Annotated in this window: 24 protein-coding genes; 7 read left to right on the top strand and 17 right to left on the bottom strand. The window is 72.5% G+C overall.

What is annotated here, in order from left to right:
- From GA0115242_RS30695 to GA0115242_RS30725, 7 genes are all read right to left on the bottom strand, one after another.
- A partial coding sequence (locus GA0115242_RS30695) for a pyridoxal phosphate-dependent aminotransferase (protein ID WP_107461539.1) occupies positions 1-1618 on the bottom strand: 1618 nt, incomplete at its 3' end.
- A 222-nt stretch (positions 1619-1840) separates the two neighbouring features.
- Positions 1841-3088, bottom strand: a complete 1248-nt coding sequence (gene mmsB, locus GA0115242_RS30700) for a multiple monosaccharide ABC transporter permease (protein ID WP_093834253.1) — start codon at positions 3086-3088, stop codon at positions 1841-1843.
- The gene (gene mmsA, locus GA0115242_RS30705; protein ID WP_093834256.1) at positions 3085-4635 is read right to left on the bottom strand and encodes a multiple monosaccharide ABC transporter ATP-binding protein; all 1551 of its coding nucleotides are present in this window, start codon (positions 4633-4635) and stop codon (positions 3085-3087) included. The genes mmsB and mmsA overlap by 4 nt, the downstream gene beginning before the upstream one ends.
- Before the next feature lie 49 nt (positions 4636-4684).
- On the bottom strand, positions 4685-5791 hold the full coding sequence (gene chvE / locus GA0115242_RS30710) for a multiple monosaccharide ABC transporter substrate-binding protein (protein WP_093834258.1): 1107 nt from the start codon (positions 5789-5791) through the stop codon (positions 4685-4687).
- A gap of 47 nt (positions 5792-5838) precedes the next feature.
- Entirely contained in the window at positions 5839-6807 is a 969-nt protein-coding gene (locus GA0115242_RS30715) for a hypothetical protein (protein WP_093834260.1), read from the bottom strand.
- Between the two features lie 109 nt (positions 6808-6916).
- Positions 6917-7927, bottom strand: a complete 1011-nt coding sequence (locus tag GA0115242_RS30720) for a zinc-dependent alcohol dehydrogenase (protein WP_093834262.1) — start codon at positions 7925-7927, stop codon at positions 6917-6919.
- On the bottom strand, positions 7924-9081 hold the full coding sequence (locus tag GA0115242_RS30725) for a mandelate racemase/muconate lactonizing enzyme family protein (RefSeq protein WP_093834264.1): 1158 nt from the start codon (positions 9079-9081) through the stop codon (positions 7924-7926). Before GA0115242_RS30725 ends, GA0115242_RS30720 begins: the two co-directional genes overlap by 4 nt.
- A gap of 249 nt (positions 9082-9330) precedes the next feature.
- Between GA0115242_RS30725 and GA0115242_RS30730 the strand changes: the two genes are divergently transcribed.
- Entirely contained in the window at positions 9331-9993 is a 663-nt protein-coding gene (locus tag GA0115242_RS30730; RefSeq protein WP_093834266.1) for an SCO2400 family protein, read from the top strand.
- A gap of 20 nt (positions 9994-10013) precedes the next feature.
- Here the strand turns inward: GA0115242_RS30730 and GA0115242_RS30735 are convergent, their stop codons facing one another.
- The gene (locus tag GA0115242_RS30735; RefSeq protein WP_093834268.1) at positions 10014-10451 is read right to left on the bottom strand and encodes a MarR family winged helix-turn-helix transcriptional regulator; all 438 of its coding nucleotides are present in this window, start codon (positions 10449-10451) and stop codon (positions 10014-10016) included.
- Between the two features lie 89 nt (positions 10452-10540).
- Here GA0115242_RS30735 and GA0115242_RS30740 point away from each other — a divergent pair, with 89 nt between their 5' ends.
- On the top strand, positions 10541-11539 hold the full coding sequence (locus GA0115242_RS30740) for an NADP-dependent oxidoreductase (RefSeq protein WP_093834270.1): 999 nt from the start codon (positions 10541-10543) through the stop codon (positions 11537-11539).
- A gap of 96 nt (positions 11540-11635) precedes the next feature.
- Complete coding sequence (locus GA0115242_RS30745) at positions 11636-12064, top strand: organic hydroperoxide resistance protein (RefSeq protein ID WP_093834272.1); 429 nt, start codon at positions 11636-11638, stop codon at positions 12062-12064.
- A 69-nt stretch (positions 12065-12133) separates the two neighbouring features.
- Here GA0115242_RS30745 and GA0115242_RS30750 read toward each other — a convergent pair whose 3' ends face one another.
- Complete coding sequence (locus tag GA0115242_RS30750) at positions 12134-13288, bottom strand: serine hydrolase domain-containing protein (RefSeq protein WP_176729942.1); 1155 nt, start codon at positions 13286-13288, stop codon at positions 12134-12136.
- Positions 13289-13471: 183 nt separating this feature from the next.
- Here GA0115242_RS30750 and GA0115242_RS30755 point away from each other — a divergent pair, with 183 nt between their 5' ends.
- On the top strand, positions 13472-14290 hold the full coding sequence (locus GA0115242_RS30755) for an EI24 domain-containing protein (protein WP_093834276.1): 819 nt from the start codon (positions 13472-13474) through the stop codon (positions 14288-14290).
- Between the two features lie 34 nt (positions 14291-14324).
- Here GA0115242_RS30755 and GA0115242_RS30760 read toward each other — a convergent pair whose 3' ends face one another.
- Positions 14325-15578: a pyroglutamyl peptidase gene (locus tag GA0115242_RS30760; RefSeq protein WP_093834278.1), complete on the bottom strand. Its 1254-nt coding sequence runs from the start codon at positions 15576-15578 to the stop codon at positions 14325-14327.
- Between the two features lie 187 nt (positions 15579-15765).
- Between GA0115242_RS30760 and GA0115242_RS30765 the strand changes: the two genes are divergently transcribed.
- The gene (locus GA0115242_RS30765; RefSeq protein ID WP_256089798.1) at positions 15766-16131 is read left to right on the top strand and encodes a DUF2568 domain-containing protein; all 366 of its coding nucleotides are present in this window, start codon (positions 15766-15768) and stop codon (positions 16129-16131) included.
- Positions 16132-16145: 14 nt separating this feature from the next.
- On the opposite strand, the gene GA0115242_RS30770 is transcribed toward GA0115242_RS30765, so the two are convergent.
- The gene (locus GA0115242_RS30770; RefSeq protein WP_093834280.1) at positions 16146-16736 is read right to left on the bottom strand and encodes a TetR/AcrR family transcriptional regulator; all 591 of its coding nucleotides are present in this window, start codon (positions 16734-16736) and stop codon (positions 16146-16148) included.
- 100 nt (positions 16737-16836) lie between these two features.
- On the opposite strand from GA0115242_RS30770, the gene GA0115242_RS30775 reads away from it, so the two are divergent.
- Positions 16837-19281: a beta-glucosidase family protein gene (locus GA0115242_RS30775; protein WP_093834282.1), complete on the top strand. Its 2445-nt coding sequence runs from the start codon at positions 16837-16839 to the stop codon at positions 19279-19281.
- Positions 19282-19368: 87 nt separating this feature from the next.
- Here GA0115242_RS30775 and GA0115242_RS30780 read toward each other — a convergent pair whose 3' ends face one another.
- On the bottom strand, positions 19369-20340 hold the full coding sequence (locus GA0115242_RS30780) for an aldose epimerase family protein (protein WP_093834284.1): 972 nt from the start codon (positions 20338-20340) through the stop codon (positions 19369-19371).
- Positions 20341-20355: 15 nt separating this feature from the next.
- Complete coding sequence (locus GA0115242_RS30785) at positions 20356-21237, bottom strand: SGNH/GDSL hydrolase family protein (RefSeq protein WP_093834286.1); 882 nt, start codon at positions 21235-21237, stop codon at positions 20356-20358.
- Positions 21238-21493: 256 nt separating this feature from the next.
- On the opposite strand from GA0115242_RS30785, the gene GA0115242_RS30790 reads away from it, so the two are divergent.
- A complete protein-coding gene (locus GA0115242_RS30790) occupies positions 21494-21988 on the top strand; it encodes a DUF3145 domain-containing protein (protein WP_093834288.1) in 495 nt (164 codons plus the stop codon).
- Positions 21989-22094: 106 nt separating this feature from the next.
- Here the strand turns inward: GA0115242_RS30790 and GA0115242_RS30795 are convergent, their stop codons facing one another.
- The 4 genes from GA0115242_RS30795 to GA0115242_RS30810 all read right to left on the bottom strand — a co-directional run bounded on the left by GA0115242_RS30795 (position 22095) and on the right by GA0115242_RS30810 (position 25727).
- Positions 22095-23366, bottom strand: coding sequence for a beta-ketoacyl-[acyl-carrier-protein] synthase family protein (locus GA0115242_RS30795; RefSeq protein WP_093834290.1), 1272 nt, complete (start codon positions 23364-23366; stop codon positions 22095-22097).
- Between the two features lie 102 nt (positions 23367-23468).
- Positions 23469-23717, bottom strand: a complete 249-nt coding sequence (locus GA0115242_RS30800) for an acyl carrier protein (RefSeq protein WP_015660680.1) — start codon at positions 23715-23717, stop codon at positions 23469-23471.
- An 82-nt stretch (positions 23718-23799) separates the two neighbouring features.
- The gene (locus tag GA0115242_RS30805) at positions 23800-24801 is read right to left on the bottom strand and encodes a ketoacyl-ACP synthase III (protein ID WP_093834292.1); all 1002 of its coding nucleotides are present in this window, start codon (positions 24799-24801) and stop codon (positions 23800-23802) included.
- Positions 24801-25727, bottom strand: a complete 927-nt coding sequence (locus GA0115242_RS30810; protein WP_093834294.1) for an ACP S-malonyltransferase — start codon at positions 25725-25727, stop codon at positions 24801-24803. The genes GA0115242_RS30805 and GA0115242_RS30810 overlap by 1 nt, the downstream gene beginning before the upstream one ends.
- Between the last annotated feature and the right edge of the window lie 12 nt (positions 25728-25739).

Below are 25739 nucleotides of genomic sequence, written 5' to 3' on the forward strand. Positions count from 1 at the left end.
TCGCCGTCGCGGGCGCGGGGACGGCCGGGAGCGGCGGCGGCTGCACCGGCATCGGCGCGGGAGCCGCCATCGGCGCCATCGGGACCTGCTGCTGCCCGCCGAACGACTGCGGGGCGACGAGAGGTTGCTGGCCCCCGAAGGACTGCGGGCCGCCCATCACCGGCTGGGCGGGCGGCATCCCGGCGGGCTGCGGCAGACCGGTCTGCTGCGGCATCCCGGCGGCCGGCTGGGGGACCGGCTGCTGGGGCGCCTGCATCGCCGCGGGGACCGGCATCGCCGCGGGGACCGGCATCCGGAGGCCCTCGCCGCCGGTCAGAGCCGCCGCCGGAAGAGGTGCGCCGGTGCCCGGGGCGAGGGGGAGCCCCGGGGCACCGGCCGTCAGGGCCTGAGCGGCGAGGCCCGGTATTCCGCCCCCGTTCGTGGCGCTGACCAGCCGGTCGACGGCGGCCGTGCCCGAGCTGTAGCCGGTCCCGGTGGCCTGCTCCGGCACGGCGGCGCCCCTCCTGGTCCCGTAGAGCACCTGTTCCATGCCGGACACCAGGCGGCGCACGTCCACCTGGGGGCGCACCACGAGCCGCAGGAAGCGGCTGGACGAACCGATCTTGTTGCCGCACTCGCGGACCAGGATGCGGTGCTCGGTGAGCATCCGGTCCCGCACCACGGTGCCCTCCGCGCCCACCGGCAGCCGGACGAAGAGGAAGTTGCCCTGCGAGGGGTAGACGGTCAGGCCGGGCAGCGCGGAGAGCTGGCTCGCCATGTCGAGCCGGTCGCGGCGGACCTGGTGCAGGCTCTGCGCGTACTCGGCGCCGTGCTCCTTCAGCATGAACACCACGTGCTCGGCGAAGGAGTTGAGGTTCCACTTGGGCAGCATCGAGCGGACCCGCCCGGCCAGCGAGGGGTTGGCGACCAGGTAGCCGAAGCGGATGCCGTGCAGGCCGAAGTTCTTGCCCAGGCTGCGCAGCACGACGACGTTCGGGCGCAGCATCGCCTCCTGCACGACGGACGGTTCGGCCTCCGCGTCCGCGAACTCCAGGAACGACTCGTCGATGACGATCAGGTCCAGGTCGGCCATCGCGTCCATGAACTGGACGAGGGAGTGCTTGGGCAGGAAGCCGCCGTCGGGGTTGTTCGGGTTGCAGATGACGGCGACCCGGGTGCCGCGGGCCCGGATGAACTCGGCGTACTGGGCGAGGTCGAGGGCGAAGCCGCCGGACTCCTGGAGCGGGAACATGTCGACCCGCTTGCCGGTCTCCATGGGCTGGTCGGTCCAGCGGCCGAAGGTGGGGACGGGGACGGCGAGGGACTCACGGACCAGCAAGTGGTCGATCCAGGTGATGAGTTCGGTCGACCCGTTGCCCATCGCGACCGCCTGCTGCGGGAGTTGGAGGAGGTTGCACAGCTCGGCGGTGATCGTGTCGGCGCTGCTCGGGTAGTACGTGATGATGTCGCGCAGCCGGGTGGCCATGTCCTCGAACATCGCCGGGGTGGGGAAGTACGGATTGCAGGGGATGCAGAAGTCGACCGGGCCCGAACCGTCGCCGCCTTCTCGTGCCAACGCCGCCATCGACGGGCTGTGGGCCGCAGTACTGCGGAACAGCGAGGTGACGTTGTCGGCCATGAAACCTCCGTATGGGGCGGGTCCGGTGGGGACGGCCGGGCCCGTCGTGTCAGGGTGGCCCGCGCGGGGGAGCACGGGCCGACCTTGAATACGTGGTCTCGGGGCGGGTTGTTCAACGCGCCGGGCACCCGGTCGGGCGCCGCGGGCGGGCACCGTCGCGGCGCCGGGGAGAGCGCCCGCCGGTCCCGGTGGGCCCCGCCGTCCCGGCGGGGCCCGAGCCGGTCACGAACCGGACTTGCGCTTGTTCCAGACGTCGAAGCCGACGGCGGCCAGCAGGGCGAGTCCCTTGATGACCTGCTGCCAGTCGGTGCCGACGCTCAGCAGGTTCATGCCGTTGTTCAGCACACCGAGGACCAGACCGCCGATGATCGCGCCGAGGACGGTGCCGACACCGCCGCTCATGGACGCGCCGCCGATGAACGACGAGGCGATCGCCTCCAGTTCGAAGTTCAGGCCGGCCTTCGGTGAGGCCGCGTTCAGGCGGGCCGCGACGACCATGCCCGCCAGGGCCGCGAGCACGCCCATGTTCAGGAAGACCAGGAAGGTGACCTTCTTGTCCTTGACGCCGGAGAGCTTCGCGGCCGGCAGGTTGCCGCCGATCGCGTAGATGTGGCGGCCGAAGACGGCGTTGCGCATCACGTAGCCGTAGCCGACCACCAGCACCCCGAGGACGATCAGGATGATCGGCGCCCCCTGGTAGCTGGCGAGCAGCATGGTCACCGCGAGGATCGCGGCGGCGATCGCGACCAGCTTCAGCAGGAACGCGTTGCGCGGCAGCACGTCGAGCGAGAACTCCTGCTGGCGCCTGCGGTCACGGACCTCCTGGGAGACCACGAACGCGAGCAGCAGCAGCCCCAGCAGCAGGGTGAGGTTGTGGTAGTTGGTGTTCGGGCCGACCTCGGGCAGGAAGCCGTTGCCGAGCTTCTGCAAACCGTCGGGGAACGGGCCGAGGGTCTGCCCCTGGAGGAAGATCTCGGTCAGACCGCGGAACAGCAGCATGCCCGCGAGCGTCACGATGAACGACGGTATGCCGAGATAGGCGATCAGGAACCCCTGCACCGACCCGGCCAGCGCGCCCACCAGCAGGCACAGCACCACGGCGACCGGCCAGGGCAGGCTGTGCTGGACGGTCAGCACGGCCGCGAAGGCGCCGACGAACGCGGTCAGCGAACCGACCGAGAGGTCGATGTGCCCGGCGATGATCACCAGCATCATGCCGATCGCGAGGATCAGGATGTAGCTGTTCTGCAGGACCAGGTTGGAGACGTTGCGCGGCAGCAGCAGGTCGCCGCCGGTCCACACCTGGAACAGCACCACGATCAGGCCGAGGGCGATCAGCATGCCGTACTGGCGCATGTTGCGGCGCAGACCGTTCAGCATCAGCTGGAGCAGTCCGCCGCCGGAGGCCGGGCCCCCGCCCTTGCCTGGCGGCGCCGGGGCCGGGGGCTTGTCGGTCACGTCGGTGCTCATCGGGTTACCTCTTTGTCCTTCGTCATCTGGCGCATCAGCACTTCCTGCGTGGCCTCCGCCCGCGGGACCTCACCGGTGAGCCGCCCGGCGGCCATGGTGTAGATGCGGTCGCACATGCCGAGCAGCTCGGGCAGCTCGGAGGAGATGAAGACGACCGCCTTGCCCTCGGCCGCCAACTGGTCGATGACCGTGTAGATCTCGTACTTGGCGCCGACGTCGATGCCGCGGGTCGGCTCGTCCAGGATCAGCACGTCGGGACCCGCGAAGATCCACTTGCTGAGGACGACCTTCTGCTGGTTGCCGCCCGACAGCTTGCCGACCGGCTCGAAGACCGTCGGCGCCTTGATGTTCATGGACCGGCGGAACCGCTCGGCGACCTGCCGTTCCTCGTGCTCGTCCACCACACCCCGCTTGGCGACCTTGGCGAGCGCGGTCAGCGAGATGTTGCGGTTGATGGTGTCGATGAGGTTGAGGCCGTAGTGCTTGCGGTCCTCGGTGACGTAGGCGATGCCGTGCGCCACCGCCTCCGGGACCGTCCTGGTGCGGATCTCGGTGCCGTCCTTGAGGACCGTGCCGCCCGCGTGGCGGCCGTAGGTGCGCCCGAAGACGCTCATCGCCAGCTCGGTGCGGCCCGCGCCCATCAGGCCCGCGATGCCGACGATCTCCCCGCGCCTGACGTTCACCGACACGTCGTCGACGACCTTGCGCTGCTGGTCGATCGGGTGGTGGACGGTCCAGTTGCGGATCTCCAGCGCCGGTGCCGCGTCCGGCTCGCCCTCGTAGGGCGTGCGGTCGGGGAACCGGTTGTCGAGGTCGCGGCCGACCATCCCGGAGATGATCCGGTCCTCGGTGGTCTCCGGCGCCGCCACGTCGAGGGTCTCGATGGAGCGGCCGTCGCGCAGGATCGTCACCGAGTCGGCGACCCGCCGGATCTCGTTGAGCTTGTGCGAGATGATGATCGAGGTGATGCCCTGCTTCTTCAACTCCAGGATCAAGTCCAGGAGTTTGGCGCTGTCCTCGTCGTTCAGCGCCGCCGTCGGCTCGTCCAGGATGAGCAGCTTCACCCGCTTGGAGAGCGCCTTGGCGATCTCCACGAGCTGCTGCTTGCCCACCCCGATGTCGGAGATCCGGGTCTCGGGGTGGTCGGTCAGACCGACCCGGCGCAGCAGCTCGCTGGCGTGCCGCAGCGTCTCGTTCCAGTTGATGAGGCCGCGCGAGGAGTGCTCGTTGCCGAGGAAGATGTTCTCGGCGAGCGACAGGAACGGCACCAGCGCCAGTTCCTGATGGATGATCACGATGCCGTGCTGCTCGCTGGCCCGGATGTCCTTGAAGGCGCACAGGTCGCCCTCGAAGAGGATGTCGCCCTCGTAGGTGCCGTGCGGATGGACGCCGGAGAGCACCTTCATCAAGGTGGACTTCCCGGCGCCGTTCTCGCCGCAGATGGCGTGGACCTCGCCCTGGCGGACGGTCAGCGTGACGTCCGACAGCGCTGTGACGCCGGGAAAGGTCTTGACGATCGAGCGCATTTCCAGGACGGGTCCCGCCATGGTCGTGCCCTTCCAATCCGTTGGTGAGTGAACCGGTGTGCGGGAGGCGCTACTTGAGTTCGCTCGCCTTGTAGTAGCCGGTGTCGACCAGTTCCTTGGTGTAGTTCGACTTGTCGACGCTCACCGGCTCCAGCAGGTAGGCGGGGACGACCTTGGTGCCGTTGTCGTACGTCTTGGTGTCGTTGACCTCGGGCTTCTTGCCGTTGAGGGAGTCGTCGATCATGCTCGCGGCGACCTTGGCGAGCTTGCGCAGGTCCTTGTAGACGGTCTGCGTCTGCTGGCCGGAGATGATCGACTTCACCGACGCCAGCTCGGCGTCCTGCCCGGTGATGACCGGCAGCGGCTTGTCCTTGGAGCCGTAACCGTCGGACTTCAGCGCGGAGATGATGCCGATGGAGATGCCGTCGTAGGGCGACAGGACCGCGTCGACCTTGCCGGTCTTGTACGACGAGGTGAGGAGGTCCTCCATGCGCTTCTGCGCGGTGGTGCCGTCCCAGCGCAGCGTGGTCACCTGGGTGAGCCTGGTCTGGCCGGACTTGACGACGAGCTTCTTGCTGTCGATGTACGGCTGGAGCACGCTCATCGCGCCGCCGAAGAAGTACCGGGTGTTGTTGTCGTCGTTGGAGCCCGCGAACAGCTCGATGTTGAACGGGCCCTTGCCGTCCTTGAGTCCGAGCTTGTCGACGATGAAGTTGGCCTGCAGCTCGCCGACCTTGGTGTTGTCGAAGGACGCGTAGTAGTCGACGTTCTTGGTGCCGAGGATCAGCCGGTCGTAGGAGATCACCGGGATCTTCGCGTCCGCGGCCTGCTGGAGCACGTTGTTGAGGGACTTGTTGTCGATGGCCGCGATGATCAGGCCCTTGACGCCCTGCGTGATCAGGTTCTCGATCTGCGAGACCTGCTGGTCGGGGTCGTCCTCGCCGTAGACCAGCTTGGTCTTGTAGCCGAGGGCCTTGAGGTCCCTGACGACGTTGTTGCCGTCGCCGATCCAGCGCTCGGACGACTTGGTCGGCATGGCGATGCCGATCGTGCCGCCCTTGGCGCCGTCCGCGTCCTCCTTGCTCCCGCCGTTGCCGCTCTGGCCGCACGCGGTCAGGGTGAGGGCCAGGGAGGCGGCTCCGGCTATCGCGGTGAGTGCGGCTCTACGAGTGCGCATGCTGATCCGTCCTTGAGTGTCTCGTCGTTGAGAGGAAGCGGTGCTCGTCAGGCTTCGGCGGGGAAGCGTTCGAGCGTGCCGGGCAGCCGGGAACCGAGCGGCGCCATGTCGCCGTCCGCGCCGTGCCGGGCGAGCAGGTCGAGAGCGAGCCGGCCGCGCCGCACCCGCTCCCGTGCGGTGTCCAGGGTCACGTCCCGCAGGTGGGTGCCCCACGGGTAGATGCCGGGAGCCTTGGACAGGCCGAACTTCAGGTAGAGCGGTGCGCCGCGCCGGATCAGCTCGGCGACCTCGTACATGCGCACGTAACCGCCGAGATCGTCGGGGGCCTCGATGTACATGTCCATGGGGGCGGCGGAGACCCGCCGGATCTCGGTGAGGTGGTCCAGGGTGAGGTCGCTCGGCACGTTGAGCGAGTCGGCGCCGAGCCGCTCGTAGACCGCGTAGGCCGCCGGGTTGACCGGCCCGATGAGCGCGGAGACCTTCAGCGTGGTGTCGGCCGGGATGATCCCGGCGACCCGCGCCCGGTGCAGCGTCCACAGCACGCCCTCGTCGGCGACGAGCAGACACCTGACGCCCAGTCCGGTGGCGCGCACGGCGTCCTCGACGCAGCCCGCGACCGCGTCGTGGCCCCGGGCGCGCAGTCCGCCGCCGCGCGAGTCGGTGCGGGTCGAGCCGCCGATGTCCCAGGTGCCGCGCGGCCCGGTGAACAGGCACAGCTCGATGTCGCGTTCGGCGGTGGCGTCGACCATCTCGGTGATCTCGGCGTCGGTGAGCATCCAGACGCCGCTGCCCTGGCTGATCCGGTGGATCGGCACGTCCAGGCGGGAGGACTCCTTGAGGACGACGGCCAGCGCCTCGGGTCCCTCGCAGGAGGGGATCTCGGTGCGCCAGCGTCCGCCGCCGGGGAAGGTGTGCGGGGAGGCGTCGGCGGGGTCGAGGGCGGGCACGCCCAGGCCGAGGGCGGTGAGCGCCTGCTCACCTGGCCTGCGGGCTGCCGTGGCGGAAGCGTCGGTCACAGGGTGTCCTTTGTGTTCGGAATGTCGGACGAAGTGCGCGGCTCTGGGGCGGCGGGTGGGTGGTACGCCGGTACGGAGGCCGTCAGGTCGCCCCCGTACCGGCGCACGCTCAGGGGCGCAGCAGCACCTTGCCGACCTTCGGGTCGCCCGACCCGACCAGCTCGATGGCGCGCGCGAACTCGTCGAGCGGCAGCTCGTGGCTGACCAGCGGCAGCGGATCGAGCAGCCCGGCCCCGAAGACCCGCACCGTGTGGGCCCAGGCGTCCGGCGCCGCCCCGAAGACGGTGTGCACCTCGAGTTGGCGCACCACCAGGTCCGTCGGGTCGAGCCCGTCCGCGCCCGGCGCGGGGATGCCGGTCAGCACCAGCCGTCCGCCGCGCCGCAGCAGCGCGGCGGCCGTCGTGGCGGCGGACGCGGATCCGGCCGTCTCGACGACGACGTCGAAGTCGTCCGGCAGCTCCTGGTCGCGGGTGCGGAAGTCGGTGGCGCCGAAACTTCTCGAAAGCTCCGCGCGGTCGGGCCGGGTGCCCACCACGAGCAGCTCGGCCGGGGAACCGGCCCGCAGGAACTGCGTCGCGAACATCCCGAGCGTCCCGGTGCCGACCACCGCGACCCGCTCGCCCGGCCGGGCGTTCGCCTTGATCGCGGCCGCCGCGACGCACGCGGCCGGTTCGAGCAGGGCCGCCGCCGTGAGGTCGGCGCCGTCCGGCAGGACGTGCAGCAGCCGGGCGGGCAGGGTGAGCGTGGTCGCCATGGCACCAGGCCGGGTGAACCCGGTCTCCTCGTACCCGGCGGTGCACAACGTTGTCTCGCCCGCGTGGCAGCGGTCGCAGACCTGGCAGTTGCGGAACCCCTCGCCGACCACCTTCCGGCCGACCAGCGCGGCGGGCACCCCGGCGCCGACCTCCGCCACCGTCCCGGACCACTCGTGGCCCGGGGTGAGCGGGTACCGCACGTACCCCTCGGGCCGGTTGCCCTGGTAGACCTCGCGGTCGCTGCCGCAGATGCCCACCGCGTGCACCCGCACCAGCGCCTCACCGGCGTCCGGCCGCCGGGGCTCGTGCGCCGTCAGCCGGTGCTCGCCCGGCGCCTCGACGACGACGGCGGAGCCGGTGCTCACTTGGTGTCCTTGGGCCTGCGCTGCTCCCAGCCCTCGGCCCAGAGGTCGAAGCGCGCCTGCTGCTGCGGGAACTCGGCGGCGGCGTCGGTGTCCAGCTCGACGCCCAGGCCGGGCGCGTCGGAGAGCTGGAAGTAGCCGTCCACGACCTCGGGCGCCCCCTTGACGACCTTCTTGATCTCCGCGTCGGCGAAGTCGTTGAAGTGCTCCAGGATCTTGAAGTTCGGCGTGGTGAAGCCGACTTGGAGCGAGGCGGCGGTGAGCACCGGGCCGCCGACGTTGTGCGGGGCGACCAGCACGTAGTGGGACTCGGCGGTCGCGGCGAGCTTGCGCGTCTCCCAGATGCCGCCGATGTGACCGACGTCCGGCTGGATGATGTCGACGGCCTGGCTCTCGAACAGCTCCCTGAACTCGATCCGGTCGTGGATGCGTTCACCGGTGGCGACCGGGACGTCGACCTTGGCGGCGACCTTCTCCAGCGCCTTCAGGTTCTCCGGCGGGCACGGCTCCTCCAGCCAGGCCGGGTTGAACGGCGCGAGGTCGCGGGCCAGCCGGACGGCGGTGGCGGGCGAGAACCTGCCGTGCATCTCCAGCATCAACTCGGCGTCGGGGCCGATGGCGTCGCGCACGGCCTCGATCAACGAGACCGCGTACAGGCTCTGTTCGTGGTCCAGCTCGAAGTGGCCGGTGCCGAACGGGTCGATCTTCAGCGCCCGGTACCCGCGCGCGATCACGCCCTGGGCCGCCTTGTGGTACGCCTCCGGGGTGCGCTCGGTCGTGTACCAGCCGTTGGCGTACGCCTTGACCCGGTCGGTCACCTTGCCGCCGAGCAACTGCCAGACGGGCACGCCGAGGGCCTTGCCCTTGATGTCCCAGCAGGCCATCTCGACGACCGCGATGCCGGACATGACGATCTCACCGGCCCGGCCGTAGTCGCCGTACTTCATCCGGCGCACGAGGTCTTCCACCGAGAACGGGTCGGAGCCCAGAATGTGGTTGGCCTCCGCCTCCCGCAGGTAGCCGATCAGCGCGTCGGTGTGGCCCAGCATCCGGGTCTCGCCGACTCCCGTGATCCCCTCGTCGGTGTGCACCTGGACGTAGGTCAGGTTGCGCCACGGCGTCCCGACCACGTGAGTGCTGATTCCGGTGATGCGCACGGCAGTTGCCCCTTGCTGCTCCGTCGGCCCAGTTCTGGGTGTGTTCGAAATTTCGTCACACGTTCGAAATGCTGGCGTGACAGTAAGGACGGGGCGGCGGGAGTGTCAATGGGTCGAACACATAACGGTTTCGACACCCCTTTCGGTGTTGATTTCGGTGAAGCTTTCGGCCACGTACGGCAGTTGACACAGAACCTTCACACCCCGGGTCCGGTACGTCCCCCGAGCGGAATCTAGTCTTCCCGCGTCATGGACTACTGCGACCCGTGCCGACGGCACCTCAACGGCGCCCTCACCTGTCCGGGGTGCGGCGCGCCGGTCCGCCGGCTCGACCCCGGCGACCCGCCGGAGGGCGACGGCGACGGCACCGGGTCGGGCCCGGCGGCCGAGGGCGCGGCCGTCGACGGCGCCGACAGCCGCCGCGATCGCAAAGCGGCCGCGCATCGCAGGCGCCGCCGCCGGGTCCTGGGCGCCGGGATCGGGTTCGTGCTCGCCGCCGGTGGCCTGAGCCTCGCGGAGCTGGGGGTGGACGCGCCCTTCTCCACCCCGCCCCCGGCCGGGGCGGGCTCCCGTCATCCCGACGGCGCCACGTCCTCCGGTTTCGCCACCTCGGGCCCGAGCGCCGGCGCCGCCCCCGGCGTCTCCGCCTCCGCCTCGTCCACCCCGGGCGCCTCCCGCTCCCCGTCCGCCTCCGACTCGCCGTCCCCGTCGGGCACGGACGGCACGCGGAGCGCGTCGGCCTCCGCCACCGAGCCCGCCACCGGGCCCGCGTCCTCGACCGCCGCGCCGGACCCCGACCCGGTCCCGGAGGACCCCACGACGCCCCCGGCCGAGGACCCCGGCAGCCCCGAACCGGAGCCGACCCCCTCGCCGTCGGAGAGCTGCGACGCGTTCCTGTGGTGGTGCACCTGACGTCCGCCGGACGTCCCCGGTCAGACCTCCAGCATCCGCTGTAGCAAATCCCGCAACGTGCGCCGCTCCTCGTCGGAGAGCCCGGCCAGCGGGGCGCGGGCGAAGTGCAGGCCCTCCCGCAGGTCCCGCGCGACCCGCAGGCCCTCCTCGGTGGCGGCGGCCAGCTTCACCCTGCGGTCCGCCGGGTCCGGGCGGCGCTCGACCAGCCCGCGCGACTCCAGGCGGTCCACGATCCCGGTGACGTTCGACGGCTCGCACTTCAGCTTCAGCGCCAGCTTCCGCATCGGCAGCGGCTGCAGGGAGAGCAGGCTGAGGAGCCTGGCCTGCGCGCCGGTCAGCGCGTGCTCGCCCGCCGCCTCCTCGTAGTCGGCGTAGAACCGGGCCACCACGTCCCCGATCAGCTCGACGACCTCCATGGTCAGCGCGTCGGGGCGGCGGGTTCTCTGTTCAGTGGCCATACGCGCCAGCGTACTCCTTTATTTGACATGCTGAAATATTCAGGTGCATGGTTGTTTCAGGTACTGAAGTAAATGGGAAAGGCGAACTCATGATCAACCGCGAGTGGCACCTCAGCAGCCGTCCGGTCGGCTGGCCGAAGCCCGAGGACTTCGCCCTGGTCGAGGCCGAGGTGCCGACGCCCCGCGAGGGTCAGGTCCTGGTGCGCAACACGCACCTGTCCGTCGACCCCTACATGCGCGGCCGGATGAGCGCGGCCAAGTCCTACGTCGCCCCCTTCGAGCTGGGCAAGGCGATGCAGGGCGGCGCGGTCGGCGAGGTCGTCGCCTCCAACGCGGAGGGGTTCGCCGTCGGTGACCACGTCCTGCACTTCCTCGGCTGGCGCGAGTACGCGGCCGTCTCCGCGGAGCACGCCGTCAAGGTCGACGCCTCGGCCGCGCCGCTCTCCGCCTACCTCGGCGTCCTCGGCATGACCGGCCTCACCGCGTACGCCGGTCTGCTGCGCACCGCCTCCTTCACGGAGGGCGACAGCGTCTTCGTCTCCGGCGCCGCGGGTGCCGTCGGCGGCCAGGTCGGCCAGATCGCCCGGCTCAAGGGCGCCTCCCGGGTGATCGGTTCGGCCGGTTCGGACGAGAAGGTCAGGCTGCTGGTGGAGGAGTACGGCTTCGACGCCGCCTTCAACTACAAGACGGGCCCGGTCCACGAGCAGCTCCGCGAGGCCGCTCCCGACGGCGTCGACGTCTACTTCGACAACGTCGGCGGCGACCACCTGGAGGCCGCGATCGGGCGGCTCAACCGGGGCGGCCGGATCGCCGTCTGCGGCATGATCTCGGTCTACAACAACACCGAGCCCGCCCCCGGCCCGAAGAACCTCGCCCGGCTGATCCAGACCCGCGGCCGCATCGAGGGCTTCCTGGTCGGCGACCACTACGACCTCCAGCCGCAGTTCGTCTCCGAGGTCGGCCCGTGGGTGGCGTCGGGCGAGCTGAAGTACCGCGAGACGGTCGTCGAGGGCATCGGCAACACCCTGGACGCCTTCCTCGGCGTCCTGCGCGGCGAGAACACCGGCAAGATGATCGTTCAGCTCTGAGGCTGGCCGGTGTTTCCGACATGCGGTAACTTCATTCCGAAATCCGTCGTCGATCGTGGGCGCGAGTCACGGCGGACCGAAGAGGAAGACCACCGCATGCCCAGCACCCCGATCACCCCGTCCGACGTCGTCTACACCGCCGTCGCCACCGCGCAGAACGGCCGCGACGGCCGGGTCGCCACCGACGACGGCCGCCTCGACCTGGTCGTCAACCCGCCCGCCGCGATGGGCGGCAGCGGCACGGGCACCAACCCGGAGCAGCTCTTCGCCGCCGGGTACAGCGCCTGCTTCCAGGGCGCGCTGGCCGTGGTCGCCCGCCGGGAGAACGCCGACGTGTCCGGCTCGACGGTCACCGCGAAGGTCGGCATCGGCAGCAACGACGACGGCTTCGGACTCCTCGTGGAGATCTCCGCGCACCTCCCCGCCGTCGACCGGGCGACCGCCCGCGACCTGCTGGAGAAGGCCCACCAGGTGTGCCCCTACTCCAAGGCCACCCGGGGGAACATCACCGTCACCCTGGCCTGAACCCGCCGGGCGGGCGGACGGCGCTCGACACGGCCCGGGGGAGGTGCGCCGTTCCTCCCCCGGGCGCGGTCAGCGGAGCGCCGACACCGCCCGGTGCGCCGCCAGCACCAGCCGCTCGTTCTCCGGGGCCGCGCCGCCGGGGAAGGCGAACCGGCGCCGGGTGTAGCCGTACGCCAGCCCCGCGCGCGGATCGGCGAACGCCTGCGACCCGGCCGCCCCCGAGTGCCCGAACGACCCCGCGCCGAGAAACGGGTAGGCGGCCTCCGCCGTCGCCTGGAAGCCCAGCCCGAACGCCTTGTGCGTCCGCGACACCAGATCGTGGCCGACCGAGTGGATCTGCCCGAACTCCGCGACGGTGTCCGGCTTCAGCAGCGGCGCCGACTCGCCCACCTCGCTGATCGCCGCCGCGTACAGCCCCGCGAGCCCGCGCGCCGACGCCACCCCGCCCACCGACGCCGGGCCCCTCTCCCGCACCGCCCGCTCGTTCGGCAGGCTCTCCAGGTCCGTCGGCCGGGCCGCGTGCCGGTTGAAGGCCACCGCCGACAGCGACTGCGCTCCCGTCGGCGTCGCGTCCAGCAGCGCCTGCTGCGGGGGCGTGGGCGCCATCGGCAGCGTGGCGCGGAAGCGGGGCTCGTGCGCGGCGGGCAGCCCCAGGTGGAAGTCGAGCCCGCGGGGCGCCCTGATCCGCTCCTCGTAGACCTCCTGGAGGGTGCGCCCGGTCGCCCGCCTGACCACCTCGCCGGTCAACGCCCCGATGACCAGCGCGTGGTAGCCGAAGGCGGTGCCGGGGCGCCAGAACGGCCGCTGGTCGGCCAGCCGTTCGGCGATCTGGCGGTCGTCGGCGATCTCCGCCGGGGTGAACCCGCTGTCCGTGCCGACCAGCCCGGCCCGGTGCGCGAGCAGCTCCCGCAGGGTCAGCGCGCCCTTGCCCTCGGCGCCGAACTCCGGCCAGTAGTAGGTGACTTTGCGGTCCAGCTCCAGGGTGCCCTCCTGCACCAGCAGCGCCACCACCAGATGGGCGGCGCCCTTGGTGGACGAGTAGGCGGCGTACAGGGACGTCGCGTCGGCGCCGTCGCCCGTCCACAGGTCGACGACTCTGCGGCCGTCCGCGTACACGCACAACTGGCCCTCGTAGTCAGGGCGTTCACCCGCCACGAAGGCCGCGAACTCCGCACGGACCGCGTCGAAGCCGTCGGCGACGGTGCCGTGGATCTCCAGTGTCATCCGCATCTCCTCACCTGGACCGCCGCTCCCGTGAACCGCGGTGACCGGGGGCTTCCTGAGACGATACGGCGCGAAGGGGCCGTTCGACTCAACCGTGACAACGGGGGCGTGGCGGCCAGGTGGGACGGACCGGGACGGTCACCCGGGGTGACCCCGTGCCCCCGCCTCCCCTAGGGTTCCGTCATGCGAGATCTTGGGACGGGGTTCGGTTATCTCCTCAAGGGCCAGCGGTGGGTGGCCCGGCACGGCAGGCAGTACGGTTTCGGGCTGCTGCCCGGACTCATCACCCTGGTGCTGTACGTCGCCGCGCTGATCGCCCTCGCCGCCTGGGGCGCCGACTTCGTCGGATGGGCCACGCCCTTCGCCGACGACTGGTCGAGCCCCTGGCTCGGCCTCTTCCGCGGCTTCCTGACCGTCGTCCTGTTCGCCCTCTGCCTGCTGCTGGCGGTCCTCACCTTCACCGCCGTCACCCTGCTGATAGGCCAGCCCTTCTACGACAGCCTCTCGGTGACCGTCGACCGGGACGTCTCGCCCGACGGCACCGCGCCCGAGTCCGACGTGCCGTTCTGGCGCGACCTGTGGATCTCCGCCCGGGACAGCGTGCGCATCCTGGTCCGCGCCCTCGTCTGGGCGGTCCTGCTCTTCGCCCTCGGCTTCGTGCCGTTCCTGGGGCAGACGGTCGTGCCGGTGATCGGCTTCTTCGTCACCGGGTTCTTCCTCAGCGAGGAGCTGGCCGCCGTCGCCCTCCAGCGCCGGGGTGTCCAACTCCGTGAGCGCCTGGTCCTGTTGCGCTCCCGCAAGACCCTGGTGTGGGGCTTCGGCACCCCGCTCGGCCTCGCGTTCCTGGTGCCGTTCGTCGCGGTGTTCCTGATGCCGGGCGCGGTCGCGGGCGCCACCCTGATGGCCCGCGACCTGCTGGGCGAGCCCATCGAGGAGGGCGGACGGCCCGACGACGGCGACCCGGGCCCGCACGAGACCGGCGCCGCCGCGACGCCCGGCTGACGCGCGGCGGGCCGGTGACGGCCCCGGCGGCGGGTCAGCCGCGCAGGGCCGCCGTGAGGATCGCCCGCACCTGCGCGATGATGTCGAGCCGGTTGCGCACGAACTCCCGGTCCGTCACCGTCCCGGTCGCCGGGTCCGTGTTGCCCGCCCCGAACTGCAGCACCGGCGTGTGGACGTGCCCGCCGGGCAGCGTGTCGCGCAGCCCGAGCCGGTCGCGCAGCAGGGTCGCCCGGTAGGCGATCTCGTTGGACAGGTAGTCGCCGCCGCCCCCGGCCCGCGCCCGCGACCCCGGCGTCGGACCGTCCGCCCGCACGACCGGCTCGGTGCCGCCCGCCGGTATCTCCGTCACCGCCGTGTTGTCGTAGACCGGGAACCGGCCGGTGTCCGCCTCGGTGATCGCCCGGTACGGCAGGGTCGTGGTCGTCCACTGCGGCTGGGTCGCCGGGTCCGCGACCGGCACCGTCCCGGTGCTGCCGACCCCGTCGTTGTCCGCGAAGCCGCCCCGCCAGGCCCCGTTGGTCCGCTCCACGTCGAACCGCCCGACCCGGCCCTGGCTCACCGTCGTGAACAGGTCGGCCTTCGCCAGGTACGGCCGCAGCGCCCGCTCCACGGTGCCGTCCGCGAAGTCCGCCCAGCGCACCGGGAACACCACCGTCTCCACCCGCGCGGGACCCTCGGGCGTGTGGATCACCGTGCCGTCCAGGGCCAGCGCGGTCGCCCCGGACGGGTTGGAGATCCGGATGTCCCGGTCGAGCGTGAACGGGTCGAACCCGGTCACCAGCACCCGCCGCGGCCCCTTGCCGGCCGGCAGCCGCACATCGGTCTGCCCGCGCGAGGTCCGCTCCAGCGCGTCGATCAGCGCCGCCCTGCGGGCCGCGTCGAGCCCGAACCGCGGCTCCCAGGTGCGGACTTCGCGGGTCAGCCCGAGCCGCGCCCAGTACAGCGGCCGGTCGTCGTCCCGGCTCAGGTCGCCGCGCGCCGGACCGCGCCCCTGCGCCCGGTCCACGGCCCGCCGCCACAGCGCCGACCCCTCCCGGACGGCGGCCCGCCGCGCCTCGGCGAACGACCGCGCGCCCGCCAACTCCCGGGCGAAGCGCGGCGCGACGCCGTCGAACCCGGACCGCTCCAGGATCTCCCGGGGCACCGCCCCGTCGAGGCGCCGCTCCTCGACGGTGGGGGAGGGGGCCGCGGGGGAGGGGGCCGCGGAGGCCACCGGGGCGGTCGGCCCCGCCAGCAGGGCGAGACCGAGCACGGGCAGTGCGCAGAGCCGAACACGAGGGGATCGCAAGACGGTTGTGTCCTTCCGTCGCCGTGGGGTGCGTGGTGCGGGACGGGCGCAGTATCACCCGGACCACCCGCTCCCCGCCACGGCGGACGTCACCTCCACCGGCGGTCCTGCCGCAACTCCCCGTCCCGCCCGCACGGTTGCCGCCCGCGTGCCCGGGGCCCCGGCGCGGATCCGTGATACTGGGCGGGTGAAGACACTGAGGTCCCTGCGCCCGGCCCTCCTGCTGCTGACCCAGCTCGGCGTGCTGGCCTGCGCGGCCCGCTGGGGTCTCGGCCTGGACGTGCCGGAGCCCGGCCCCCTGCTGCTCGCCGCCGCCGCGCCCGCGCTGCTGATCGCGCTGTGGGCGCTGTTCGGCGCCCGCCGGGCCCCCTACCGCGCCCGGGGCGCCGCCCGGATCGCCTTCCTGGTCCTGTGGTGCGCGGCGGGCGTCGCCGCGGCCCTCGCCGCCGGGGAGACCGGGGACGCGATCGGGCTCGCCGTCTGGACGGCGGTGGCCGCGGCGCTGACGGAGGGGGAGCGGCGTCCTGAGCCCGCGGCGGCACCGGCCCGCTGAACGGGCGCCCGGGGTCAGCCGGTCGCGGTGACGTCCTCGCCCAGCAGGCGCAGGAGGTCCCGGAACGCCGCGGGCATGTCCACCGCCTCCGGGTCCAGGAGCCACTGGTACTGGAGGCCGTCCATCACGGCGACCATCAGCGGGGCCGCGCGCTCCGGGGTGAGGCCGCCGGGGAGCCGGTCGCCGTAGGCGGCGCGCAGGGCCGCCGTCATCGTCTGCCGCACCCTGGTGTACCGCTCGGTGAAGTAGCCGCGCGCCGGATGGCCCTCCGTGACGCTCTCGCCGAGCAGCGCCGAGAAGGTCTGGACGATCCCCGGGCGCGTCGCGTTGTACTCGACCAGGGCCGCCAGCAGATCGACCCGCCAGGGCGTGTCCGGCACCGCGTCCCACTGGTCCCGCTCCTCCAAGACCGCCACCAGCAGCGCCTCCTTGGTCGGGAAGTGGTGCAGCAGCCCCTGCTGGGTGAGCCCGACGCGCTCGGCGACCGCCGCCATGCTCGCCCCCCGGTACCCGCGTTCGGCGATCACCTCCAGCGCCGCCCGGACGATCTCGCCGCGCCGGTCCTCCCGCCTGACCCTGCCGTTCATGGCGTCACGGTACGTCATCACCCCACCCCGAACATTACGGCAGGATAACGAAACCTACCGTTCTACAGGTGGCGGATGCAGGATGGAGCCCCGCACGGACCCGACGAGGAGGCACCTGATGGCGGCAACCCCCGCACCGCTCGCGCAGGACCAGGCGCGCGAGGCCGCCGTCACGGCCGCGCTCGGCGGACTCGACCTGGACGCCAAGGCGCGGCTCCTGTCCGGCCAGGACATGTGGTCCCTGCCCGCCCTCCCCGGGATCGGCCTGCGCTCCCTCGTCATGTCCGACGGCCCGATCGGCGTCCGCGGGGTGCGCTGGAGCGCCGACGACCCCTCCGTCGCGCTGCCCTCCCCGACCGCCCTCGCCGCCACCTGGGACCCCGCGCTCGCCCGTCGCGCGGGCGTCCTGCTCGCCCAGGAGGCCCGCCGCAAGGGCGTCCACGTCCTCCTCGCGCCCACCGTCAACCTGCACCGGTCGCCGCTCGGCGGCCGCCACTTCGAGGCCTACAGCGAGGACCCCCGCCTCTCCGGCCTGATCGGCGCGGCGCACGTCGCCGGAGTGCAGTCCGGCGGCGTCGCGGCCACCGTGAAGCACTTCGTCGCCAACGACGCCGAGACCGACCGCTTCACCGTCGACAACCGGGTCGGCGACCGCGCCCTGCGCGAGCTGTACCTCGCCCCGTTCGAGCTGATCGTCGCCGAGGCCCGCCCCTGGGCCGTCATGACCGCCTACAACGCGGTCAACGGGACCACGATGACCGAACACCGCCATCTGGTGAACGAGGTGCTGCGCGGCGAGTGGGGCTTCGACGGCTGCAACGTCTCCGACTGGACGGCCGCCCGCTCCACCCGGGGCGCCGCCGAGGGCGGCCTGGACATCGCGATGCCCGGCCCCGACACCGTCTACGGGCCGCCGCTGGCCCGCGCCGTCCGGGCCGGTGAGATCGACGAGTCCGTCGTCGACGCCGCCGTCCGCAACGTCCTGCGGCTCGCCGCCCGGGTCGGCCTCCTGGACGGCGCCGAACCCGTCGTCGCCGAACCGCCCGCCCCCGTCGACGGCACCGCCCTGGCCCGCGAGATCGCCCGCCGCTCCTTCGTGCTGGTCCGCAACGAACGCGCCGTGCTGCCGCTGCGCCCCGGCACGGTCGCCCTCGTCGGCGCCGCCGCCCGCGACGCCCGGGTCCTCGGCGGCGGCTCCGCGACCGTCTTCCCCTCGCACGTCGTCTCCCCGCTCGACGGCCTCACCGCCGCCCTCCCCGAGGGCACCCTGCGCTACGCCGTCGGCGCCGACCCGGCCACCGAACTCGGCGTCGCCGACACGGGGTTCACCCTCCGCGCGGTCTGCCGGGACGCGGCGGGCCGGATCATCGGCACCGCGTCCGCGCCCAACGGCCAGATCCAGTGGATGGGTTCGGACCTGCCCGACGGCGTCACCCACGCCACCCTGCACACCGTCGAACTCACCGGCACCTTCACCCCGCGCGCCGACGGCCCGCACCGCTTCGGCGTCAAGGGCACCGGCGCCTTCACCCTCGCCGTCGGCGGCACCGTCCGCTTCGACGGCGTCCAGCGCCCCGCCGACGACTTGGACCCCTTCGAGGCGTTCTTCGGCGCCCCGGTCGAACGGGCCGAGGTCCCGCTGACCGCCGGTGCGCCGGTGGAGGTCTCCCTCACCCACGTCGTCGCACCGCCCGCGGGCGTCCCGATGAAGGTCGTCGCCTTCTCCCTCGCCCACCAGGAGCCCGAGCGCGACCCCGACGAGCTGATCGCCGAGGCCGTCGAGGCGGCCCGCGCCGCCGACACCGCCGTCGTCGTGGTCGCCACCACCGACCGCGTCGAGTCCGAGGGCTTCGACCGCGCCGACCTCACCCTGCCCGGCCGCCAGGACGACCTGGTCCGCGCGGTCGCCGCAGCCAACCCCCGCACCGTCGTCGTCGTGAACTCCGGCTCCCCGGTCGAACTCCCCTGGCGCGACGAGGTCGCCGCCGTGCTGCTGAGCTGGTTCCCCGGCCAGGAGGGCGGCGCGGCCCTCGCCGACGTCCTGATCGGCGCCCACGAACCCGGCGGACGACTGCCCACCACCTGGGGGCCGCTCTCCGCGGCACCGGTCACCAGGGTCACCCCGGAGAACGGCGAACTCGCCTACACCGAGGGCGTGTTCATCGGCTACCGGGCCTGGGAGCGGCAGGGCCGCACCCCCTCCTACCCGTTCGGCCACGGCCTCGGCTACACCGACTGGACCTACGAGTCCGTCGACGTCGACGGCGCCACCGCGCGGGTGCGGATCCGCAACGCGGGCGGACGCCACGGCCGCGAGGTCGTCCAGGTCTACCTGGCCCCCGCCACCCCCGACGCGTCCCGCCCGCACCGCTGGCTGGCCGGGTTCGCGGCCGTCGAGGCGGGCCCGGGGGAGCACGCCGAGGCCGTCGTCACGCTGCCGCGCCGGGCGTTCGAGGTCTGGGACCCGGAGGAGAGCCGCTGGTCGTATGTGAAGGGTTCGTACGAGATCCAGATCGGCCGGTCGATCACCGACCGCAGGATCACCGCGACGATTAACGTCTGAGCCGGGACGGCCACCGCGCGCCGGGCGGCCACCCCCACGGACAGCCCCGGCCCAGGGACCTGACCCCTGGGCCGGGGCTCACCACGTTCAGCGGGCCGCGAACCCGTACACCGTCTGCGACCGGTACACCTCGCCCGGCCGCAGCACCGTCCCCGGGAAGTCCGGCCGGTTCGGCGAGTCGGGGAAGTGCTGCGTCTCCAGCGCGATCCCGGAGCCGGGCGCCAGCGGCGCGCCCAGGTGGTCGCCGGTGTACAGCTGGAGACCCGGCTCGGTCGTCGCCACCGTCAGCAGCCGCCCGGACGCCGGGTCGTACAGCTCCGCCACCGTACGGACCGCGGCGCTCACCCCGCCGTCCAGCACGAAGTTGTGGTCGTAGCCGCCGCCCACCTTGCGCGGCTCGCGGAAGTCGAAGCGGGTGCCCGCGACCTCCGCCGGGCCACCGGCCGGGATCAGGTCCGCGTCCACCGGCGTGTACCGGGAGGCGGCCAGGCGCAGTTCGTGACCGCCGGGGTCGCCCGTGCCGCCGAGGTCGAAGTAGCTGTGGTTGGTCAGGTTGACCACCGTCGGCGCGTCCGTCACCGCCTCGTACGCGAGACGCAGCGCGCCCGCCTCGTCCAGCGTGTACGTCGCCGAGACCTCCAGGCGGCCCGGGAAGCCCTCCTCGCCGTGCGGGCTGACCCTCGACAGCCGCACCCCGTGCGCGACCGGCGTCACCTCCCACACCCGCTTGTCGAAGCCGCGCTCCCCGCCGTGCAGCGAGTTCGGCTCGTTGTTGCGCTCCAGCGCGTACGTCACCCCGTCGAGCGGGAACCGGCCGCCCGCGATCCGGTTCGCGTACCGCCCCACCAGAGCGCCCAGATACGGCTCCGGATGACGGACGTACCCCTCCAGGTCCGCGAACCCCAGCACCACGTTCCCGACGGCCCCGTGCCGGTCCGGGACCTCGACCGACTGCACGATCCCGCCGTACGACAGGACCCGCACCCGGACACCGGCCCGCTCCAGGGTCCAGCGATGGACCGGAGTGCCGTCGGAAAGTGTGCCGAAAAGTTCATTCATGAGCGGAACTTTAAGTCACCGATGCTCGGCGGTGACGATCCGGTACGCGATCTCGGCCAGCCGCGCCTGCCCGCTCACACTCGGGTGGAACCAGTCCCACGGGCTCAGCGCGTCGGTGCCGAACCGGTAGGCGTACACCGCGCCCCCGTCGGACCGGCACCGCCGGTCCGCCGCGCACACCTGCGCCATCGCCTCGTTGTACGCCTCCACCCGCCGCTGCACCGTGTCCCTGCGGTGCGCCGCCGCGGCGTCCAGCGCGTCCGCGTCGGCCAGCATCGACGGGCAGATGCCCAGCTTCCACACCTGCTTGCCCAGCGCGTTGGTCCGCCCCTGCGACCAGAGCCGCTTCAGGTCGGGCACGCTCGCCACGTACACCTGCGTCCTCGGCAGCGCCTCCCGCAGCCCCGCGAGCGCGGCCGAGAACTCCGCCCGGAACGCGGCCACCGGCGTCATCGCCGACACCGAGGAGCGGCACGCGTCGTTCGCCCCGATCATCACCGTCACGAGCTGGGGCCGCTTCGCCCGCGCCGCCGCGAGCTGCTCCGGCAGGTCCGCCACCCGGGCCCCGGTCACCGCGTAGTTCCAGCTGTGCCCGGCCGCCCGGGTACGGCCGAGCAGCCGCACCGCGAGACTGTCCACCTCCGCGCTGTCACCCGTCGCCCACGACACCTCGGGGCAGTCCGACAGGACCGTGCACGCGTCGAAGCCGCGCGTGATGGAGTCCCCGACGGCCACCACCGAGTTCGGGCTGACGTCCCACACCGGCGCCGGGGACGGCCTGTCGCCGCGCGCCCCGCCCGCCCCCGCACCGCCCGAGGCGTCACAGCCGGCGGCGCCCAGGACGGCCGCCGCCACGGCGGCGAGAACGGTCCGTGAACGCAGGCCACGCTTCCGCATCGGCTGGTGATCCCCTCGATCGACGTACAGAACGCATTCCCCCCATCACAACGCGCGGGGGTTCCCGGACGGCGGACCACGCAACGCCCAGCGCCGCACAAGCGTCCTGCCGGGTGAATGCGGGCGCCGACGGCGGCGGGACCGACGGTACGTCACACTCCTCGCGCCGCCGCACGGTAGCCTCGCCATCAACGTGGCCGACCGGTCACGGCAGGCCGCCCGATCGCAAGACGTCCCGCACAGCCCGGAGGTCCCGGTGACGACACGTGGAGTTCTGTACGTGCACTCCGCGCCGCGCGCGTTGTGCCCGCATGTCGAATGGGCCATCGCCGGCGTGCTCGGCACGCGCGTCAACCTCGACTGGATCCGGCAGCCCGCCGCCCCCGGCACCTGGCGCTCGGAGTTCTCCTGGAAGGGCCAGGTCGGCACGGCGTCCAAGCTCGCCTCGGCGCTGCGCGGCTGGCACCTGCTGCGCTTCGAGGTGACCGCCGAGCCCTGCGCGACGGCCGAGGGCGAGCGCTACAGCTGCACCCCCGACCTCGGCATCTTCCACGCCGTCACCGGCATGCACGGCGACATCCTCATCCCCGAGGACCGTCTGCGCGCCTCCCTGGCCCGCTCCGAGCGCGACGGGACGGACCTGGCGGCGGAGATCGCCAAACTCCTCGGCAAGCCCTGGGACGACGAGCTGGAGCCCTTCCGCTACGCCGGTGAGGGCGCCCCCGTCCGCTGGCTCCACCAGGTCGTCTGACCCCCGCCGCGGCGGGCACGCCCCGCGCGGCCGGGAACGGCGGACGGCCCGCCCCCCCGAAGGGAACGGGCCGTCAGGCCGGAGCGCCGGGCGCGGGAGAGAAGCCTCACACCGTCCGGAACGCCAGCACCACGTTGTGGCCGCCGAAGCCGAACGAGTCGTTCAGCGCCGCGATCCGCCCCTCGACGGGCAGCTTCCGCGCCTCGCCGCGCACCACGTCGGCCGCGGCCTCCGCCTCCGGGTCGAGGTTCTCCACGTTGATGGTCGGCGGCGCCAGCCGGTGGTACAGCGCGAGGACCGTCGCGACGGTCTCCACGCCCCCGGCCCCGCCGAGCAGGTGACCCGTCATCGACTTCGTCGCCGAGACGGCCATGTGGTCGACGTCGTCGCCGAACACCTTCCGCAGCGCCTTCAGCTCCGCCACGTCCCCCGCGGGAGTCGACGTCGCGTGCGCGTTGACGTGCACGATCTCCGCCGGGTTCAGGTCGGTGCGGTCCATCAGGTTCTGCAGGGCGTGCGAGATGCCCCGCCCCTCCGGCTCCGGCTGCACGATGTCGTGCGCGTCGGCCGAGATGCCCTGGCCGACCGCCTCCGCGTAGACCCGGGCCCCGCGCTTCGCGGCGTGCTCGGCGGACTCCAGGACGACCACACCGGAGCCCTCGCCGAGGACGAAGCCGTCACGGGCCACGTCGTACGGACGCGAGGCGCCCTGCGGGTCGTCGTTGTTCTTGGACATCGCCATCATGTTGCCGAACGCGGCGATCGGCAGCGGGTGGATCGCCGCCTCCGTGCCGCCCGCGACGACGACGTCGGCACGGCCGGTGCGGATCATCTCGATGCCGTAGCCGATGGCCTCCGCGCCCGAGGCGCACGCCGACACCGGCGTGTGCACGCCCGCGCGGGCGCCCACGGCGAGACCGACGTTGGCCGACGGGCCGTTCGGCATGAGCATGGGGACGGTGTGCGGGGAGACCCGCCGGACGCCCTTCTCCTTCAGCACGTCGTACTGGTCGAGGAGGGTCGTCACCCCGCCGATGCCGGAGGCGATGACGGCGCCGAGCCGGTCCGGATCGACCGCCGGGTCGTCGCCCGCCTTGGCGGTGAAACCGGCGTCGGCCCACGCCTCCTTGGCCGCGATCAGCGCGAACTGCGCCGAGCGGTCGAGACGGCGGGCCTGCGGCCGGGGGATGACCTCGGACGGGTCCACGGCGACCGGCGCCGCGATGCGGACCGCCTGGTCGGCGGCCCACTCCTGTTCGAGGGGCTTGACACCGGAACGTCCGGCGATCATGCCCTCCCAGGTAGAGGCTGCGTCGCCACCCAGCGGTGTGGTTGCGCCGATACCGGTGACGACCACGGTGCGATTGGTCGGGCTCACGGGGAATCTTTCTCCAACGTTACGAGGAGGACCATCCCCGCGTTGCCTCGGGGAACGGCGCCACCGCCGGGTGGCGGGGCCATGCAGGGCCTAAGAGGTGGCTCAGGCCTGGTGCTTGAGGATGTAGTCGGTGGCGTCGCCGACCGTCTTGAGGTTCTTGACGTCCTCGTCCGGGATCTTGACGTCGAAGCGCTCCTCGGCGGCGACGACGACCTCGACCATGGACAGCGAGTCGACGTCCAGGTCGTCGGTGAAGGACTTGTCCAGCTGGACGTCCTCAACCGGGATGCCGGCGATCTCGTTCACGATGTCGGCGAGACCGGCGACGATCTCTTCCTGAGTGGCGGCCATGTCAGGCGCTCCTTCTTAGTGATTCCAGAGGGTTGGGCGGTGTGTCCCGCACCGGACGACTCGATCATCCGGCACGGAGTGCCTAGGGGAGGGTAACGACCGTCGCGGCGTAGACGAGACCCGCCCCGAAGCCGATGAGGAGTGCGGTGTCGCCGCTCTTCGCCTCACCGGTCGCCAGGAGCCGCTCCATGGCGAGCGGGATCGAGGCGGCCGAGGTGTTGCCGGTGGTGCGCACGTCCCGGGCGACCGTGACGTGCTCCGGCAGTTTCAGTGTCTTCACCATCGAGTCGATGATCCGCTCGTTGGCCTGGTGCGGAATGAAGACGTCCAGGTCGCTCGCGCTGATCCCGGCCGCGTCCAGCGCCTGCTGCGCGACCTTCGCCATCTCGAACACGGCCCAGCGGAAGACCGCCTGGCCCTCCTGCGTGATCGCCGGGAACTTCGCGACCTCGCCGTCCCGGTAGTCCGTCCACGGCACGGTCTGCTTGATGGTCTCGGACTTGTCGCCCTCCGAGCCCCAGACCGTGGGGCCGATCGCCGGCTCCTGCGCCGGGCCGACCACGACCGCGCCCGCGCCGTCACCGAAGAGGAAGGCGGTGGCCCGGTCCTCCAGGTCGGTCAGGTCGGACAGCCGCTCCACGCCGATGACCAGCACGTACTCGGCCGAACCCTCGACGATCATGCCCTTGGCGAGGGTGAGGCCGTAGCCGAAGCCCGCGCAGCCCGCGGAGATGTCGAAGGCGGCGGCCTTCCCGGTGCCCAGCCGGTCGGCGATCTCGGTCGCCACGGCCGGGGTCTGCTTGAAGTGCGAGACGGTCGAGACGATCACGCCGCCGATCTGCGCGGCGGTGATCCCGGCGTCGGCGATCGCCTTGCCGGACGCCTCCAGGGACATCGCGGCCACGGTCTCCTCGGGCGCGGCCCAGTGCCGGGTCTCGATGCCGGAGCGCGAGCGGATCCACTCGTCGGACGAGTCGATCGTCTCCAGGATGACCTCGTTCGGCACCACGCGGACCGGCCGGTAGCCGCCGACCCCGAGGATCCGCGCGTACGGTGCGCCCTTGCTGGGCTTGATCTTCGCCATCAGGGCTCCTGTCGGGCACCGTGCTCGGCGATGAGCGCGCGAGCGGCGTCGAGGTCGTCGGGGGTCTTCAGGGCCAGCGTCGCGACGCCCGGCAGGGCGCGCTTGGCGATGCCGGTCAGGGTGCCGCCGGGGCACACCTCGATGAGCGCGGTGACGCCGAGCTCCTTGAAGGTGTCCATGCACAGGTCCCAGCGGACCGGGTTGGCGACCTGCCCGGCCAGCCGCTCCAGCACCTCGGCGCCGGTCGCGACGGTCCGGCCGTCCTTGTTGGACACGTACGTGAACCTGGGGTCGCCGGGGGTCAGCTCCTTCGCCGCGCGCGCCAGCGTCTCGACCGCGGGCGCCATGTGCACGGTGTGGAAGGCGCCGGCCACCTTCAGCGGCACGACCCGGCGCACCCCCTCGGGCTTCTCCTCGGCCAGCGCGGCGAGCTGCTCCAGGGTGCCCGCGGCCACGATCTGGCCCGCGCCGTTGACGTTGGCCGGGGTCAGCCCCAGCCGCTCCAGGTGCGGGACGGTGACCTCGGGGTCGCCGCCGAGCAGTGCCGACATGCCGGTCTCGGTGCGCGCGGCGGCCTCGGCCATGGCCACGCCCCGCTTGCGCACGAGGGCCAGCGCGGTGGCGTCGTCGAACACGCCCGCCCACGCGGCCGCGGTGATCTCGCCGACGCTGTGGCCCGCGACCGCGCCCGGGGAGATGTCACCCAGTGCCGCGGCAGAGACGAGCCCCGCGGCGACCAGCAGCGGCTGGGCGACGGCGGTGTCCCGGATCTCGTCCGCGTCGGCGAGCGTCCCGTGGTGCACCAGGTCCAGGCCGATGGCCTCGGACCAGGCACGCAGACGGGCCTCGACACCGGGGAGGTCGAGCCAGGGAGTCAGGAAGCCGGGCGCCTGGGCGCCTTGGCCGGGAGCGACGAGTACGAGCACTCTCACACTCTC

The sequence above is a fragment of the Streptomyces sp. SolWspMP-5a-2 genome, assembly GCF_900091845.1.
Taxonomy (GTDB): domain Bacteria; phylum Actinomycetota; class Actinomycetes; order Streptomycetales; family Streptomycetaceae; genus Streptomyces; species Streptomyces doudnae.